Origin of the sequence: Anabaena sp. AL93 (genome assembly GCF_001672085.1) — a bacterium.
Classification (GTDB): domain Bacteria; phylum Cyanobacteriota; class Cyanobacteriia; order Cyanobacteriales; family Nostocaceae; genus Dolichospermum; species Dolichospermum heterosporum.
The window spans coordinates 1-16593 of record NZ_LJOU01000037.1; the positions used below are offsets into that span (position 1 = coordinate 1).

General features: G+C 36.9%; 16 protein-coding genes and 2 pseudogenes. 9 read left to right on the forward strand and 9 right to left on the reverse strand.

Annotated features, from left to right (window positions below):
* On the forward strand, positions 1–200 hold a 200-nt coding region (locus AN486_RS11410; RefSeq protein WP_367142434.1), incomplete at its 5' end, for an HNH endonuclease.
* A 222-nt stretch (positions 201–422) separates the two neighbouring features.
* On the opposite strand, the gene AN486_RS11415 is transcribed toward AN486_RS11410, so the two are convergent.
* The 3 genes from AN486_RS11415 to AN486_RS11425 form a co-directional block, all read right to left on the reverse strand.
* The gene (locus AN486_RS11415) at positions 423–1697 is read right to left on the reverse strand and encodes an ABC transporter ATP-binding protein (protein WP_039200873.1); all 1275 of its coding nucleotides are present in this window, start codon (positions 1695–1697) and stop codon (positions 423–425) included.
* Positions 1698–1814: 117 nt separating this feature from the next.
* Positions 1815–2966, reverse strand: coding sequence for a glycosyltransferase family 4 protein (locus AN486_RS11420; RefSeq protein ID WP_290600713.1), 1152 nt, complete (start codon positions 2964–2966; stop codon positions 1815–1817).
* A gap of 325 nt (positions 2967–3291) precedes the next feature.
* Positions 3292–4446 carry a glycosyltransferase family 4 protein gene (locus AN486_RS11425; protein WP_290600714.1) on the reverse strand — a complete coding sequence of 385 codons (1155 nt, stop codon included), beginning with the start codon at positions 4444–4446 and terminating at the stop codon, positions 3292–3294.
* Between the two features lie 621 nt (positions 4447–5067).
* On the opposite strand from AN486_RS11425, the gene AN486_RS11430 reads away from it, so the two are divergent.
* Complete coding sequence (locus AN486_RS11430; protein WP_290600737.1) at positions 5068–7284, forward strand: hypothetical protein; 2217 nt, start codon at positions 5068–5070, stop codon at positions 7282–7284.
* A gap of 65 nt (positions 7285–7349) precedes the next feature.
* Here AN486_RS11430 and AN486_RS11435 read toward each other — a convergent pair whose 3' ends face one another.
* From AN486_RS11435 to AN486_RS11460, 6 genes are all read right to left on the reverse strand, one after another.
* Complete coding sequence (locus AN486_RS11435) at positions 7350–9335, reverse strand: AIPR family protein (protein ID WP_290600715.1); 1986 nt, start codon at positions 9333–9335, stop codon at positions 7350–7352.
* A gap of 267 nt (positions 9336–9602) precedes the next feature.
* Positions 9603–10055, reverse strand: coding sequence for a hypothetical protein (locus AN486_RS11440; RefSeq protein ID WP_168636528.1), 453 nt, complete (start codon positions 10053–10055; stop codon positions 9603–9605).
* A gap of 22 nt (positions 10056–10077) precedes the next feature.
* A complete protein-coding gene (locus AN486_RS11445) occupies positions 10078–10350 on the reverse strand; it encodes a hypothetical protein (RefSeq protein WP_039200884.1) in 273 nt (90 codons plus the stop codon).
* Positions 10351–10417: 67 nt separating this feature from the next.
* Positions 10418–11464 carry an ABC transporter permease gene (locus tag AN486_RS11450; RefSeq protein WP_190383814.1) on the reverse strand — a complete coding sequence of 349 codons (1047 nt, stop codon included), beginning with the start codon at positions 11462–11464 and terminating at the stop codon, positions 10418–10420.
* Positions 11400–11579, reverse strand: coding sequence for a hypothetical protein (locus AN486_RS11455; protein ID WP_190383830.1), 180 nt, complete (start codon positions 11577–11579; stop codon positions 11400–11402). The genes AN486_RS11450 and AN486_RS11455 overlap by 65 nt, the downstream gene beginning before the upstream one ends.
* 20 nt (positions 11580–11599) lie before the next feature.
* Positions 11600–12118, reverse strand: coding sequence for an adenine phosphoribosyltransferase (locus tag AN486_RS11460; protein WP_027404117.1), 519 nt, complete (start codon positions 12116–12118; stop codon positions 11600–11602).
* A gap of 631 nt (positions 12119–12749) precedes the next feature.
* Here AN486_RS11460 and AN486_RS11465 point away from each other — a divergent pair.
* The 7 genes and pseudogenes from AN486_RS11465 to AN486_RS11495 form a co-directional block, all read left to right on the forward strand.
* Entirely contained in the window at positions 12750–13376 is a 627-nt protein-coding gene (locus AN486_RS11465; protein WP_053539982.1) for a DUF3038 domain-containing protein, read from the forward strand.
* Positions 13377–13536: 160 nt separating this feature from the next.
* A complete protein-coding gene (locus AN486_RS11470; RefSeq protein WP_290600716.1) occupies positions 13537–14961 on the forward strand; it encodes a DUF4335 domain-containing protein in 1425 nt (474 codons plus the stop codon).
* Between the two features lie 112 nt (positions 14962–15073).
* A complete protein-coding gene (locus AN486_RS11475) occupies positions 15074–15349 on the forward strand; it encodes a lipopolysaccharide assembly protein LapA domain-containing protein (RefSeq protein WP_053539980.1) in 276 nt (91 codons plus the stop codon).
* Between the two features lie 144 nt (positions 15350–15493).
* A pseudogene (locus AN486_RS11480) lies at positions 15494–15709 on the forward strand (hypothetical protein); the annotation flags it as partial.
* Positions 15710–15751: 42 nt separating this feature from the next.
* The gene (locus tag AN486_RS11485; RefSeq protein WP_053541325.1) at positions 15752–16045 is read left to right on the forward strand and encodes a type II toxin-antitoxin system HigB family toxin; all 294 of its coding nucleotides are present in this window, start codon (positions 15752–15754) and stop codon (positions 16043–16045) included.
* 14 nt (positions 16046–16059) lie between these two features.
* Positions 16060–16356 carry a type II toxin-antitoxin system HigA family antitoxin gene (locus tag AN486_RS11490; RefSeq protein WP_053539979.1) on the forward strand — a complete coding sequence of 99 codons (297 nt, stop codon included), beginning with the start codon at positions 16060–16062 and terminating at the stop codon, positions 16354–16356.
* Positions 16357–16378: 22 nt separating this feature from the next.
* Positions 16379–16492 (forward strand): annotated as a pseudogene (locus tag AN486_RS11495) (DUF29 family protein); the annotation flags it as partial.
* Positions 16493–16593 lie beyond the last annotated feature (101 nt).

Consider the following 16593-nt stretch of genomic DNA (forward strand, 5'->3'; position numbering starts at 1 on the left):
AGCTCTATGACAGTCATACCTCTAAAGCCCTCAAACGGCAAAACCATAAATGTGGACATTGTGGATTAAAAATGCTTAGTGATGAAAAGGTACATCTGCATCATGTTGATGGAAACCACGAAAACTGGAAAATAAAGAACCTTTTAGCCATTCACGAAAGCTGCCACGATTATATTCACATGAGCAAAAGCGAAAGCTAAGAACATCGGAAGCTGGGTGCGGTGAAAGTCGCACGCCCAGATTTAACAGAGAGGGGCGCGGGATAATACCCGTCCTCGACTCTACCTAGACCGTCCCAAACTGCGTAGAGAAACGTAAAATCGCTGAAAACTTCTTTACTCTTGCCTCTTGCCTCTTGCCTCTTGCCTTGCTATAACAACAATTTTCAACGCCAACCTACTTAATGCGATCGCTGTTTCTCCCTATTTTGGAAATATTGCTAATTCGGTTTTGGGGTCAAAAAAATGCAGTTTCTCAGGAGTTAAAGATAGCCAAAGTTGCTCACCTATGGTGATGAATCTATCAGGTGGAATTCTTGCTTGTAAAGTTTGTCCGTCTAGATTTTGTAAATCAGGATCAGCAATTTTTACAGATAGAAAAGTGTCATTTCCTAAGTTTTCTACTGAGTCTACTTTGACTGGCAAATTTTTCGTAGCAGGTACACCCAAACTCAGGTGTTCTGGACGAATACCCAACATTAAAGTTTGTCCGTCATAAGATTGCAGTGCATTTCCCCAAACAGATGAAAGCGTGAAGCGGAAATTAGCATGAGTAATTAATAAAGGTGCATGAAATTCCACCGGGATAAAATTCATGGGTGGAGAACCAATAAATTCAGCCACAAAACGATTCGCAGGACGGTTATACAGTTCTAAGGGTGCTGCAACTTGCTGTATTTTACCTTCTGACATAATCGCAATGCGATCGCCCATAGTCATAGCTTCAGTTTGATCATGGGTGACATAGATCGTCGTTGTTCCCAACTGATGTTGCAATTTGACAATTTGGCTGCGGGTTTCAGCCCGTAACTTAGCATCCAAATTAGATAATGGTTCATCCATTAAGAATACCTGGGGATTACGAGCGATCGCCCTTCCTAATGCTACCCGTTGTCTTTGTCCCCCAGAAAGTTGTTTCGGTAAACGATTTAACAAAGTTTCAATTTGTAACAAACCTGCAACTTTTTGCACCTGTTGATCAACAATTCTTTCTTTTGGAGAAATATAGCGCAATCCCACAGGTAACTTTTTTGTCAATCCTACCAGTAGATTTTCCCCCCATTGAGTCAGTCTTTTTTTCCCAGCTTCCTCATCGGGAAACTGACGACGTAAGCCAAAAGCGATATTGTCATATACAGTCATGTGGGGATAGAGTGCATAACTTTGAAATACCATAGCGATGTCTCTGGCTTTGGGGGGTAAGTCATTAATCAAGCGAAGCCCTGGAGGCGCACTAGCGCTATCGCCTACCCAAATATTACCACCAGTCATCACCTCCAAGCCAGCAATTAACCTCAGCAGCGTACTTTTACCGCAGCCGGAGGGTCCCACCAGCACCATAAACTCACCATCAGCAATGGTTAAATTAATCCGTCGCAAGACACTTACACCATCTGTGCCGTCTTGTTGCGCTTTTGCCCCTTCCCCACCGCGACTGGGAAAACTTTTATAAACGTTTTCTAATACAACTTGTGCCACGAGAATTCACTTTAAAATTTATTAATTTATAGAAGCGGAAAATTTCCACCCATACACTACCATATTATACGTTGTTTCCCAAGACCAAGATCCCCGACTTCCAGATCCCCGACTTCTTCAAGAAGTTGGGGATCTGATTGATTTTAGCAATTCTTGAATTTGTTGATTAATAATCCTGACATCAAAACGTTCACTAGCACTAATTCTGGCATTATTGGCAATATTCGCAGTTTTTACAGATTCTTGCCGACAATTATGAATCACCTGGGCTAATTTTTGAGGTTCTCCAGGTGTGACTAAAAAGCCATTAATTCCATCTTCCACTAATTCCATAGCACCACCAGCTTCAGCCGCAATCACAGGTTTACCGCACAGCATAGCCTCAACAATAACCCTACCAAAAGGTTCAGCCGCAATAGAAGTATGGGTAATTAAATCACACATTGTCATTAATTGGGGAATATCCGCGCGAAAACCTAAAAAATTGATTCGATTTTCCAGTCCCAATCCAGCAACCTTTTGGTGTAAATCCTTGACATATTCCTGTTCACCAAATAAAGCATCACCAACTAAAATTACTACCACATCTTGTGGACATTGGGAAAGGGCATCAATTAAAATATGCTGTCCCTTCCAAGGAGAAAGACGGCTAAAATGTCCAATTACAAACTTGCCTTCCAACCTGAGATGTTCTCTTAAATTTCTAACTTCTAATTCATCAACTTCATAATTTTTCGCCGCAAAGCCATTATAAACAACCCGAACTAGATCTGATTTTCCTCCAGCTTCTAAAAATGCCATCTTACTAGCTTGAGAATTAGCAATCACCAAAGCAGCACAACGATTAATTAAATTAACAGCAACTCGCAAATTAGTTTTACTAAAATGTTCTAAAGAAAGAATATCATGTAAATGATAAACCAAAGGACGACGAGCCAAGAAACTAGCTACCGCCCCCACGACTAAAGCCTTTTGAGTATTAGCATAAATTAAATCATATTTCCTTGCTCGTTGCACAACCTGATTAATTAAAGGAACTATTTGCCCTAAACTACCTAATGCTTGAAATAAACCACTTTGTTTACCAACTTTAATGGCTTGAGTTGTCAAAACCTCCACCGGGACTTGATTTTCTGCAAGTAGCTTTCTAAAATCACCATCTGCAAATAAACCAACCAGAGCATTTTCACCATAAGGTTTAGCAATATCAACTAAACACAACTCAGCACCACCGGGTTTACCACTTTGGTCTAAAAATAGAACTTTCATACAATTTTTATCATCAATTTAAGAGGGTGTTTGAAAAGTTATGGTTGATGTATCAAATATTTTTTACCCCTCCCTAACCCTCCCCTTGTAAAGGGGAGGGAACTGGATTTTTATTGTTTCCCCCCTTTACAAGGGGAAAGAGGGGTAGCAATGTGATGAAAATTACGGAATACCACTTTTAAAATATCCTCTAAGTAGGTGAACACAATAAAACCAAACTGTGTAAAGAAACGTAAAATAGCCCAAACCCTCTTCAATCTTGCCTCTTGCCTCTTGCCTCTTGCCTTTTGCCTTGCCATAACGACAATTTTCAACGCCAACCTACTTAAGCTAAAATAACTTGCCGTACCTGTTGGGCAATATTTGTCCAATCATAATTTTTAATCGTGTAATGACGACATTCTTCCCTAGCAGGTAAAGGCAGTTTTCCTAGCAAAACTTGTGCTAATTTATCAGCAATACTTTCCACAGTAATCGCCTCAGTAATTAAATCTGGGGAAAATTTCTCTAAGATTTCTGGCATTCCCCCCACAGGAGTACATAAAACAGGAGTACCACAGGCTAAAGACTCCACAATAGCTAATCCAAACCCTTCAAAAGATTGACTCGGCATCACAGTTAAATCCGCCGCTTGATAAGCCACAGGTAAATCATTTTCTGGTAAAAAACCTAAAAATTGCACATTGTTTTCTAAACCCAATTCTCTAGCTTGTTGTTGTAGTAAAGCTTGAATATGTCCCCGACCAGCGATCGCTAACCAAACGTCAGGAATGCCAGATTTAATCATAGCTACAGCTTGCAATAACTTATCAATTCCCATGCGATGAACTAAGCGTCGGGAAGTAAATAATATGGGACGATTAGTTGGCCACCCTAGTTTGATTCTAGCCTCTTGACGTGAGAGATTATTCTGAAAATGATTAATATCAACTCCACCGGGAATGATATGAATTTTATCCCAGGGAATTTGGTATTTTTGATGGAGAATCTGACCAAAAGCTTTACTAAGAACAATAAAGCGATCGCACCGATTATAAGTGCTTTGTTCTATTATTTGTTCCTTTAACCAAACACTGAATTTCTGATTAACTACTTCTTCCTGACTTTCCGAAGCCCAAGGTCCATGAAAATTAAAAGTAACCGGTACTCCTTTAGGCAAAATATCTAAAATCGGAAAACTATATAATGCAAAATGCAGATTAATTGCATCAGGTTTACCTAATCTTGTTTTCTGAAAATTATTACGAATTGACCATAACCTAGCACCAATCTTACTATCTGGACAAGCTAAATTAGTTAACTTAATTTGTGTATTTTTAGCATCTACAGGTAAACCCACTCCACATAATTCTACTTGGTCTTGAGATGCTGCTAATTTATGGGTTAGTTCATAAATATACCTTTCCAACCCTCCAGGATGGCTAGGAAACCAACCCGTACCCAAAGTTAGAATAGATGCTGACGCTGAACTTAATTTCATATCTTTACTTTTCACGTAATTATCTTCCTTGTGATAGATAAATTTAAATTAGTGATTTTGATTTACGCTTTTATTTATGTTACCGATGCCAAAATAATTTATTTTCAGCATGATCCTTTAATACGACGCTGAGAATCAAAACCAGTTTAAATATAAAAATTATTCCATTTCTATAAATAAAATATATCAAAAAAATATATTTGCATAACAAATTATAGATAGTTGTAAAAATATTAACCGAGAAATTATTTATGTATAGCAGTATCAATTTAGTGAGATATATTCAGAAAATCATCAAATCCGTAGGGGCGTGGTTTCCCCACCCTCAATTGTATTACTCCTGAATTTTTGCATTTTGAAAATATATTTAATTAATAAAGTTTTGATGAAATTAAATGCAAGATAAAATTTCCTTATAATTTATGAGTAAGAATTTAAAAGCCTATCCCACAGGGATAAATTAAAAATTCAAAAAGCATATTAAGTAGGTGAACACAATAAAACCAAACTGTGTAAAGAAACGTAAAATCGCCCAAACCCTCTTCACTCTTGCCTCTTGCCTTTTGCCTTGCCATAACGACAATTTTCAACGCCAACCTACTTACAGCAACCGAATTATTTATGCAGATTAGTAAAACTTGCTACAAACTTTATCAATATCTTCATAACTTATTTTCGAGGGGATATTGGCGAAAAAAAATAACTTTCAATATTTTATTGGGTTTAACCTGTGGACTACTCGTAACATTTGTCGGTATGACAATGGATTTAGCCACAACTAAAAAATCCAAAGCAGTCAGAACTCCTGAAATTACATATATTACTTCTTGGTTAGGAAATACCATTGGTAATGGTAAATTGCGAGTACAAAATAATATAGAAGGAATGTATGTCAAAGATGATGGAACAATTTATACAAATAGTGCTTGGGATGAAGCTGGTAGTGAAGCAGGAATATATAAAGATGGTAAACCAATTTTTATCCTCGAAGATACACATGGTTGGAATCGTTTAGGGGGTAAAGCAATAACAGTAAATAGCAAATATATTTATATTTCTATGATTCAAGGTGGAGTAGATCAAACAAAAGAAGATTATCCTCCCCAAGGACAAACTTGGTATTGCGTCAGACGTTATGACTTAACAGGAAAACCTGCACCTTTTGAGAAAGGGAATGGCTGGGATAAAAGTATGTTAATTACCAGCAAAAGTCATGAAGTCACAGGAATAGCAACAATAAATAATCACCTATTTGTTAGCAATGCTGGGGAGAATATTGTTCGGGTTTATAACACCGAAACAATGGCAGAAATAAACAAATTTACCGTTAATAGTCCCGAAAAAATTACCATTGATAAAAAAGGTAGTTTGTGGATTATTCAAAATCAAAAAGGTGCTAAATTTGGAAAAATTGTCAATTATTCTCCAGCCGGAAAGAAATTACCTAAAGAAATTACAGATGTTGATAAACCATCAGCATTAGCCATTGATAATCTCGGCAGACTGTTAGTAGCAGAAAATGGGATTAATCAACAATTGATAATTTACAATATTAATAATCAGCCAGTTCGTGTGGATACTTTTGGGGATAAAAAAGGTATTTTTAGTGGTGTACCTGGAGAAGTCAAAACATCCAAACTCTACGGCATTACTGGAGTCGGTACAGATGCCAAAGGCAATATTTATGTAAATAATAATGGCTTTAATACATCGGGAACAGATTTAAGAAAATTTTCGCCATCAGGAAAAATAGTATGGCAATTACTAGGATTAATATTTGTAGATAATGCAGATACAGATCCAAAAACAGATGGTGTAAATATATTCACCAAACAAGAAAAATATGTCATGGATTATAGCAAGTCTGCTGGTAAACAGTGGACTTATAAAGCCTACACACTTAATCCTTTTAAATACGCTCAAGATCCACGTCTACATACATCACCAGATGGAACTTTTGTGCGGCGGATTCAAGGTAAACCTTTTGTATTCCTGACAGATATGTACAATAGCTTTTTGCAAATTTATCGGTTTCAACCGAATACAGATGGTGAAATTGCAATTCCTGCTGGGATGTTTGTTGGTACTAATGATCAGAATAAACAATCTATTGGTGGCAATTGGCCACCCAATCAACCTGCAAACGGAGAATGGATTTGGCGCGATAGTAATGGCAATGGTGCATTTGAAAAAAATGAATATGATAGCAGTAAAGACTATCCCTATATCGGAGGTTGGTGGGTAGATAGCAAAGGAGATGTTTGGAAAACTTTGCGAACTGAAGATGGCATTCGTCATTATCCTTTACAGGGATTAGATAGTAAAGGAAATCCCATTTACACCTATAGTTCGATGAAAAAACTCAAAACTCCTAGCACCTTCAAAGACTTGCGACGGATTGAGTATTTTCCCGAAACAGATACTATGTATTTATCCGGTTTTACGATTGAACATCCGGCATTTGCTGATGATGCCAAAGTCATAGGATCAGAAATTGCTCGCTTTGATAATTGGAGTAAAGGAAATCGCACTCCCAAATGGCGCACTGTCGTTCCCTACGACACTACAGGTAAAGGATTAGTTGCTACCGCAGCTATGAGTGTAGCTGGTGATTATGTGTTTGCAGTGGGTGTAAAAACCGCAGAGGTATATGTTTACAAAACTGCTACGGGAGAACTCGTGAAAAAAATGACTCCAGGTGCAGAAGTTGGTAAAGAAAGTGGTTGGGTTGATATTCCCTATGGTATCCGTGCTTTCCGTCGTGCTAATGATGAATATCTTGTATTTGTAGAGGAAAATTGGCAAGGCAAGGTGCTTATCTATCAGTTTCCTATTTGATACAGCAATTCTCGTTCTCATAAAATACAATGGAGGCGGGGAAACCCCGCCCCTACAATTGTGTATCAATCATTGTTTTCGCTATTATTTTCTTCATCGGGTTCTCCCTCAATAAGTTGTTCGTTATCTTCAATAATCACATTTTCAATATCCTCGACGGAAATATCTAAATCTTCTAAGGCTTCTTTAATTTTCTCATAGTGAGCCGGTTCAAATAAGAATTTTTTCATTCTTTCTATTGTTTTGTTTTCATTGTTGCTTACTTCAATTTGCTGCTTAACAAATTGACTAATAAACTTGAAAGTTTGAATTATAATTTTTTCGTCATTTTGTTCATAAATTTTGATTACATATTTGTTTACATTTATCCTATCACCGAATTTTGCTTTTAAATATTTTGTAAACCCGACTTTAAATAAAGCCAATAAATGATATAAACCAGCTTTGAAGGTATCCTCATATTGAAGAGGTGTAGCATTATAAATTACATCAAAAATATATAATGCACACAGCATATTTTCAAATGTTGTTTTATCATTGAAGATTTTTTCATAAAGACCATCTTTATGTTCTTTATGGGAAATAAAATTCAAGTCTTTACCAGTTTTTCGTTGTTGATTATAGTTCTTTAAAACATTAGAAGGATCTTGCAAATAATAAGCTAAATAAGCATTTGCAAACACAGAATTTGGAACTTCTTCTATATTTTCTGGAATCTCTCTAAATTCATCACGTCTTTTCTCATACCAAATATTTGTTTGATAGGATGCGTTTTGCAGCATGATCTGTATATCGTCATTAGCACAGAAATCTCTATCATCTACAGGATTTTGGGAATTAGTATACCTCGTAACATTCAAATCAAAGTCTTTTCCGCCTGATTTTAATAAGCGTAAAGTTACCAAAGATTCACTATCCATCTGCTTGCGCTTTGTTGGTGAGGCATCTTTGTAAGCTCGATAAATGGCATAAACAGTTTGTGCGCCATTAATAATTTGCAATCCTGTTAATTCTATTTTTTCAGCTTTTTTGCCAATAGTAGGTAAGAGATAAGTAATTGCTGTAATACCATTATTGTAATACCAAAAATAGGCAGGATTGTCCACCGCAGTTCTTTCTATGTCTTTATTGAATTGTGATTGCAGGAGAGGATTTCTGACGTTTTTATAAAAGAGAGCAAATCCATATTTTTCAAATAAATCATAGATACTTTTGGGGCGAAGTAAAAACATATATGCCTCAAAAGGCTTCTCTATTTTAACAACTCCATTTTTTTGAACTATTTCCAGAGTAACAGGATTTTCTTCTGGATTTTGATAACTTTCTAGAGGATTTAAAGGTTCTATTTTTTTATATGTTCTGTCAATATAATCTACTTTTATGCGATTTATATCAATTACTTCAAATTTGAGTTTTTCATCAGATTTTTTAAAAGCACTAATGTTTTCATCTGCACCTCCTTTATATTGAGAAAGTGTCAAAAATATAAATTTAACCTCTCCATTAGCTTTGAGGTGATTATCTAAATCCTCCAATTTTGCTTTTAGTTTTTCATTAACATTTTGCTTTTCGCCTTCTAAAATGGTGTCAAAATCATTTAGTGCTTTTAATATTTCATCTTTATCAGTTTCTTTTTCTGAATTATCAGCATTGTTCCATTTTGACTGAACGACATAAAAAATTTTATCTCCTTGATTGTTTGTGTTATCAAAAACAATGTCGCAAGAACTATCTTTGTCACCATCTGTAATGAAATCTTTATAGTTAGATTTTCTACCGTAAAATTCAAGAAACCAAATTAAGAGGGCATAAGATTTTCGATTGTTGATAGCATTTGTACTTTTATGTTTTTTGATGAATTCATCATCTTTGTATTTTTCTAAAAGTATATTAAGGTTGCTATCAATTACGTTGTAAAATTCTTTCGTAAGCATATAAGTAGGTGAGCGTTGAAAATTGTCGTTATGGCAAGGCAAAAGGCAAGAGGCAAGAGTGAAGAGGGTTTGGGCGATTTTACATTTCTTTACACAGTTTGGTTTTATTGTGTTCACCTACTTATCTTAATAAAAGTAAATTCTTTTTGAGTATTCAATTAAAGGTCATTAAATTGACAAGCCTAACTATTTATTATACCTTCATTTTCCGTCTATTCCATTCCTATACAACAAAAAGGCAAAAGTTCCTGTATATTTTCCCTGTAGATAATAATATCCAGAAACCGAGATTAACACCATCACCAATAGCGGTAAATTCCCTGCCTTTACTAGAGCCGATATTACCATATTGTAAGATTTATGTTAAATATAAGCTCTTTTACACTACAATAAACTAACTTGTCCATTATTGCGAATATAAAGAGAGCGATAGCGAAGCGCTCCGTAGGAATCGCCTGGATAGTCTCGACTGTTAGGACGAATTTCCAAAACCAATGTTCCAAAATTCGGTTTAGACACCACACCTTTTACATATCTTCCCCCATCATCCCAAAACATCAGAGAAAATTCGGTAAGTTCGTCCCCTCGTAGGTCAAATTGTAATTTTTGTCCCGGATTTAAGGTTGTTTGTCTTATTTCTGGTAACTGTTCTAATTTCACAGATCCATAACTGTGATTCACAACTTTCACCCGAATATATTGTCCTGGCGTAAAATGTAGGGGTGCAGAACCACAACGAGAAGCACAAGTCCCTGCTAATGTTATCCTATAGTTAATTGGCATTAACAGCAAGGCTATCGTCAATAATGTAGTATAAATCGCTAATTTCATGTTCATACTTTTACTGCTTTGTTGATATTTAAATATGCTGTAAAAATTCAATTTCAGGTAATAAGGGATCGTTGACAATTCCCACACCTGCAAAACCCCAACGTTTGAGCAAACTACCTATTTGGTTACTAGCAAGAGGTTCGACTGTCAAGCGGTTTGCTAAATCGGCAGCATGAGTATTTAGATAACTCATTGCCTCGAAATCTTCTTTAAACAATAATAAATATCCTGATGTATCATCATCAACGCGGGCTGTGAGATATTTACCATCACTTCTAGAACGAATAATATAATAAATCATTGGTGATTGATGATTGGTAATTGGTGATTGGTGGAGTTAAGGGCGCAGGGACTGCGCCCCTACTTTCTTAATTTAAGTCTTCTAATTTGATTCTCGGATCTGCTGCTTTTAAAATTAAGTCAGCGATTAAATTACCAATGATTAATAATACGGCACTCATTACCAAACTGGCCATAACTAAATATTGGTCTTTGGCTAAAACAGCTTGTAGAGTTAATTTCCCTAAACCTGGCCAGTTGAAGAAATTTTCTGTAATAAATGCACCACCTAACAAACCTGCTAATTCAAAACCCAATAAAGTAATTAATGGGTTAATAGCATTTCGCAAAGCATGAACATAAATAACTCGGTTTTCTGGAAGTCCTTTAGCGCGAGCAGTTTGAATATAATCTTGGCGTAAAACATCCAATAATTGACCACGCATAATCCGTTGTAAACCAGCAAAACTAGTAATACTTAAAGCAATTAATGGTAAAATCGAATGCCAAGCAATATCAAGAATTTTACCTAACCATGTCAGGTCGGCATGATCAATACTGGTCATATTACCCACTGGAAAAAGTGGCGTAGTCAGTTGAGCAAAAAATAGCAAAAATAAGACAGTGATAAAACTGGGAATACCTTGACCAGCATAACTAATTATCTGTAAAACCTGGTCAGTGCGGCGATTTTGTTTCACAGCCGCGAGAATCCCCAAAGGAATAGCGATCGCCCATGTGATAATTAAAGAAGCGATCGCTAATAACAACGTGGCTGGAACTCTTTCCCATAACAGCGACGACACAGAACGTTGATAAACAAAACTTGTGCCAAAATCACCTTTAGTGACGATTTGCTGCAACCAAAATCCAAACTGTTCTGGCCAAGATTTATCTAAACCAAATTGCTGTCTAATTTCTTCAATCCGTTCTGGGGAAATTTTCGGATTTTGTCGCAGGGTATCTACATAATCCCCTGGAGAAAACTTCATAATAAAAAATGACAAAGCCGACGCTAAAAAAATCGTCAATAGCGCCTGTAAAAGCCGTTTCATCACATAAATAAAAGTTTCATTCGTAACTGACCTTATCAGCCAGTCTCGACTTGTCTCCAAGGAAATTTTTGTATTTGTCATTTATGATTGGTAATCGGTAATTGGTAATTGAATAATTTTCTTTCTTCTTTCTTCTCCTGAATGGGCGCAGGCCCTGCGCCCCTACTTCCTGATAGCGAAGCGTGGCGTTAGCCATACTCCTGAACTCCTGACTGACTAATATTCAACCAGTGAGATAATAGGGACATCAGGTAAATGTTTCCGTCCTTGCAAATCTTGTAGTTCGATGATAAACCCAAACCCCACAAGTTCACAGTCAATCTTTTGTACTAACTTTGCTGTTGCACTAGCAGTACCACCAGTAGCAATCAAATCATCCACAATTAAAACTTTGCAACCTGGGTTTAAAGCATCCTGATGTACTTCTAATGTATCCGTACCATATTCTAGTTGATATTCAATAGAGTGAACCGCTGCTGGTAATTTCCCTTTTTTGCGAACAGGAATAAACCCCGCACCTAATTTATAAGCCACAGGCGCACCAAAAATGAACCCCCGCGACTCCATGCCGATAATATAATCCACCTGAAGTTCAATTTCTGAACATTTTTGTGCTAAAAGGTCAATAGTATATCGCAATCCCGCTGGGTCGCTTAATAGAGTAGTGACATCTCGAAATAAAATTCCCGGCTTAGGAAAATCTGGTATATCACGAATCAGAGATTTTAAATCCATATTTGTGAGTAGTTAGTGGTCAATCAAGAAACAAAGGGTAAGAGGCGAAAAATTTCCCCAATCCCTGCCAAATCCTACCCTATAATGTCATAACCTAGAGACTAACGCCGCTTTCTCGGAAGTCAAAAGTCAAACCGAATACGGTACAGGCTTTCGGGATATTTATCATGGTTGGTTTATTTACGCCTTTGTGTACTAAGTAGGTGAGCGTTGAAAATTGTCGTTATGGCAAGGCAAAAGGCAAGAGGCAAGAGGCAAGAGTGAAGAGGGTTTGGGCGATTTTACATTTCTTTACACAGTTTGGTTTTATTGTGTTCACCTACTTAGTAGTCTGTCAAGAACTAATTGACGGGTAAATAAATTTTTCCTCTTCCTTCTTCCTATCCCTAACGGGACGCTTCGCTAACTCGCTCTTTGCGTCCTTCGTGGTTCATTTCTTCTTTATCCGTCAAAATTTATTTGACAGACTACTAGTACCGCAAAGTGCAAGTCAAAAGTCGAAAATTAAAAGTCAAAAGTCAAAAATCATAGGTCGTAATGTATATAATTGAACTGCCATATCGCGCCAGCGATTAGCCATAAGAGGTTAATATCAATCACTTTATTGGAAACGCATAAGGTATTTTTTAGAATGAATGTCTCCGCTAGTATCCCATCTTTAAACAGCCCAAACGCCCAGGGAACGCCGATGATTTTGGATACTCTACCAGATCCAGCGATCGCAGGCCAAGTATGTCCAGCCAGAACTAGATTGCAAATAGATTTAATGTTACTAGCCATTGAAGCCTTAGAACTAGGCGGTTCTGAAGCCATTTTATCCTTTGCGGAAGAATTAGACCTCCAAGGAATCATCAAAAATCGGGTAAACCTTTGGCGAATGCGAGCCTCTAACCCCATGAGGAGAGCGCATAGTCGCCGTCCCTTAGATATTTTAGAAGCCAAAGCTCTAGTAGTCATTGCTTGTTACATCGCTCGGCGGTTAACAGTCGTTATTCGGCAATTACTAACCATATATCAACAATTAGCCCAAAAACAGATTCCCCCAGAACAAAATTTAAGATTAGCTAATTACCTAGAAAGGTTTAGAACCCACTTTAAAAGTCGGATGAATTCCCGGCGTTCCGGTGTACTAGCATTAACTTCTGATGAAAAATTAGATGAACTAGCTATAGACTTATTAGGAAAATTACTATTCTGCACAGGTACGGCGGGAATGCAGCGGTACTGGATTTCTCTTTTTGACGGTGAAGTAGATTGATTACCTTTCCTGTTACAAATAGTGTAACACCATAAGTCACTGGGGGATAAATCTCCTCTTGTAGCTTTCATCCCCGGCTTAAAAGACATTAAAGCCTAAAAATTTTTAGGTTTTTTAGGTTTTAATTCCGGGGCTTTCAGCCCATTTTCTTGCAAATAAAATGAATATCCAACGTAAATATAGTTTACCTAATTGCACCCTGCTCCTACAAGGGTTGAGTGACATGACACGGACAGTTAACTTTCAAGAACTCCGTCCCGAACTATCCATATTAGTGAATGCAGAATGCTATTTATCTAATTACGATCAACCCATAAGTGGAGGTAGGGAATTTTTTGAAAGCTTAGTTAGAGCCGTTAGTGCTTACGCTCAAGAAGTCTTAAGCAATATACCCAATCCCCAAGGCAAAAAATTTGAACATCAAAATTCAGAGTTAGTTGAATTACAAAAAATTGACAGCAACAGACACAAATTAATTGTTCACTCCGAAATCACAGCAGACAATCAAGGGGGAAACAACAACCCCGGACAACCGCTGCAAATCGTCCTCAACACAGTCCAATTATTTGATTTAGTTGAAGCCGTAGATCAGTTTTTTGCTGATAGCCAGACCTTACCAGAATTATCCCTAGAACTACACCCAGTTCATCGCAGTTATGGTGGTTCTAGTCAAATCTTAATCAAACAAGCAATCCCCGCTACCGTCGGCATATCCAGCCTCGCCGTAGCCGCCGTAGCCTTTAGTTTAATTCCTGCACCCCAACTCCGTCCACCTCAAGTCAAACCAGAAATACAGTCCAGTACTTCCACTCCCACAGCGTCAGTATCACCCTCAATTACACCCACAGCAGCAGCCACCCCTACAACCACACCCATCGCATCAGAAACCCCCGTTACCAAGGATTTGGAAGCACTTTTAAAGATAGTTCCAGAAATAACAGATCCATCTCAATTACGGGCATTAAATCGCCAAGTTTACAATCAAATTCATCCAGCTTGGACAAATCGCTCAGGATTACCAGAGGATTTAGTGTATCGTTTAGGTGTCGCTGCCGATGGTAGTGTCGTTGGTTATAAAGCAGTAAATCAGAAAGCTAGTGACGCAATCGAGAAAACACCACTGCCTAAACTACTTTATAATCCTGCTAATCGCGTCCCTAATGAACCTATTGCTCAATTCAAAGTCGTATTTACCCAAAAAGGGTTTCTAGAAATTAGTCCCTGGTTAGGATACGCTAAAACACCAGAAGTAACTGGCGAAAAAATTACTGATACCAGTAAAATTAAGGATTTAAATCAAAAGCTGTATAGTACAATTCGTCAAAATTGGAGTGTTACTCCTACCTTTGCTAAGGATTTAAAATATCGAGTAGCGGTGAATAAAGAAGGCGTAATAGCTGACTATGAACCACTTAATCAAGTTGCTTTTGATCATTTCCGGGAAACTCCTCTACCTCAGATGTTTCAATCAGTTTATGGCTCAAATGTAGCTGCACCTGATAATAAACAACCTCTAGCTCATTTTCAGGTAGTATTTACACCCAAGGGAGAATTAAAAGTTATGTATTGGAAGGGATACAAATAATTGTCAGTTGTCAGTTGTTTGGGGAAAAATTTTTTTCTTCTTCCTCCTGACTCCTGACTCCTAACCCATGACTTACGTTACGCTGCGCTATCACGGAAAGATTTTTCCAGTTATGATATTCAAAATTTTGGCAAATTTTTTCATATTAGTAATTATAGCTGTTTGGGTAGTGGCGATCGCTCTAATTTCTGTCCAAAATGCTACTCCTGTATCTTTACGGTTTTTGGTCTTTCAATCCATACAAATTCCCTTTGGGTTAATGTTAGCTTTTAGTGTGGCTGTCGGTTTATTAGGTACAGCAGTTTTGCAGCCTCTCTGGGGGTTGGGAGAGTCTCAATCTAGAATAGATGAAGATGCAGAGTTTTTTGTTGATGATGAGGATTTTTAGAGTTTTCTCACGCAGAGGCGCAGAGACGCAAAGAGGAAGAGATAATTATTAGTCGGTTAAAACCGACTTTTGCTTTTAGACAGGGAATTTATTCCCTGGCTGTCTCATATCTACTACAATAGATAATGATTAACAGTAAAAACTATGACTCAATTACTAGAAAAAGCCATTGCACAAATAAAGCAACTTCCTGAAACCGAACAAGATAGAATTGCTTTACTCATCCTCGAAGAAATAGAAGATGAAACTCGTTGGGATCAAGCATTTGCTAAATCTCATGATGTACTTGCCAAACTTGCAACAGCAGCATTAGCAGAAGATCAAGCAGGTAAAACTCAAGAATTAGATCCTGAAAACCTGTCAAGTCTAAAACAACAATTCAGTTTAATAAAAATTATAACAATGAGAATTATTGCTCGGAGTACCCTAAGAGAATATTGGCAAAAACATCCTGATATAGAACAGCCTTTAAAAGCATGGTTTGATGATGCTTCCCGTGCAAATTGGCAAATTCCATCAGATATTAAAGAAGTTTATGCTAATGTCAGTATTATTGCCAATAACCGAGTAGTTTTTAATATTAAAGGTAATAATTATCGTTTAATTATCCATATTCGTTATGAAATTGGCATTATTTTTATTCGCTTTATTGGTACTCATCAAGAATATGACAAAATAGATGCTACTATTGTTTAAGGAGGTTTGATATTATGAACTTAAAACCCATTAGAACAGAATCAGATTATCAACAGGCATTAAAAGAAATCGAACAAATTTTTAACGCTGAACCTGATACACCAGAATATGAAAAATTAGATATTTTAACGACTTTAGTAGAAGTTTATGAACAACAAAATTATCCTATTGATCCTCCATCTCCTATCGCAGCCATATTATATTATTTAGAAAGTCGTAATCAAGGAGTTTCTACTTTTATTGAAAATTTAAAACATCATGGAGTTAGTGAAGAAATAATTAATATAGCTTTAAATGAAATGACTCACTGATTATTGATTATCAGAAAGCTATGAAAAAGCCCGTCGTCAAGCAGCTAAACAAACAGGATTGATAATTTCTACATTTCCCGAAGAATATGTTTATGCTTTAGAATTAATTTTAGATGAAAATTGGTTGCCACAATAGCAAATACACTAGAAATTATGACACACCAATAATTACAAAGCCAAAGTTTGTAGTGAGGACTTTAGTCCAAATTTGAGGGCTGAAGCCCTCACTAGAAACTA

Bases quoted from the DNA above. Each gene is read 5' to 3' on its own strand.
- AN486_RS11420 (WP_290600713.1), bottom strand. From the start codon at position 2,966: ATGAAAGTTCTATTTTTAGACCAAAGTGGTAAACCCGGTGGTGCTGAG.
- AN486_RS11425 (WP_290600714.1), bottom strand. From the start codon at position 4,446: ATGAAATTAAGTTCAGCGTCAGCATCTATTCTAACTTTGGGTACGGGT.
- AN486_RS11430 (WP_290600737.1), top strand. From the start codon at position 5,068: ATGCAGATTAGTAAAACTTGCTACAAACTTTATCAATATCTTCATAAC.
- AN486_RS11440 (WP_168636528.1), bottom strand. From the start codon at position 10,055: ATGAACATGAAATTAGCGATTTATACTACATTATTGACGATAGCCTTG.
- AN486_RS11445 (WP_039200884.1), bottom strand. From the start codon at position 10,350: ATGATTTATTATATTATTCGTTCTAGAAGTGATGGTAAATATCTCACA.
- AN486_RS11450 (WP_190383814.1), bottom strand. From the start codon at position 11,464: ATGACAAATACAAAAATTTCCTTGGAGACAAGTCGAGACTGGCTGATA.
- AN486_RS11455 (WP_190383830.1), bottom strand. From the start codon at position 11,579: ATGGCTAACGCCACGCTTCGCTATCAGGAAGTAGGGGCGCAGGGCCTG.
- AN486_RS11460 (WP_027404117.1), bottom strand. From the start codon at position 12,118: ATGGATTTAAAATCTCTGATTCGTGATATACCAGATTTTCCTAAGCCG.
- AN486_RS11465 (WP_053539982.1), top strand. From the start codon at position 12,750: ATGAATGTCTCCGCTAGTATCCCATCTTTAAACAGCCCAAACGCCCAG.
- AN486_RS11470 (WP_290600716.1), top strand. From the start codon at position 13,537: ATGAATATCCAACGTAAATATAGTTTACCTAATTGCACCCTGCTCCTA.
- AN486_RS11475 (WP_053539980.1), top strand. From the start codon at position 15,074: ATGATATTCAAAATTTTGGCAAATTTTTTCATATTAGTAATTATAGCT.
- AN486_RS11485 (WP_053541325.1), top strand. From the start codon at position 15,752: ATGAGAATTATTGCTCGGAGTACCCTAAGAGAATATTGGCAAAAACAT.
- AN486_RS11490 (WP_053539979.1), top strand. From the start codon at position 16,060: ATGAACTTAAAACCCATTAGAACAGAATCAGATTATCAACAGGCATTA.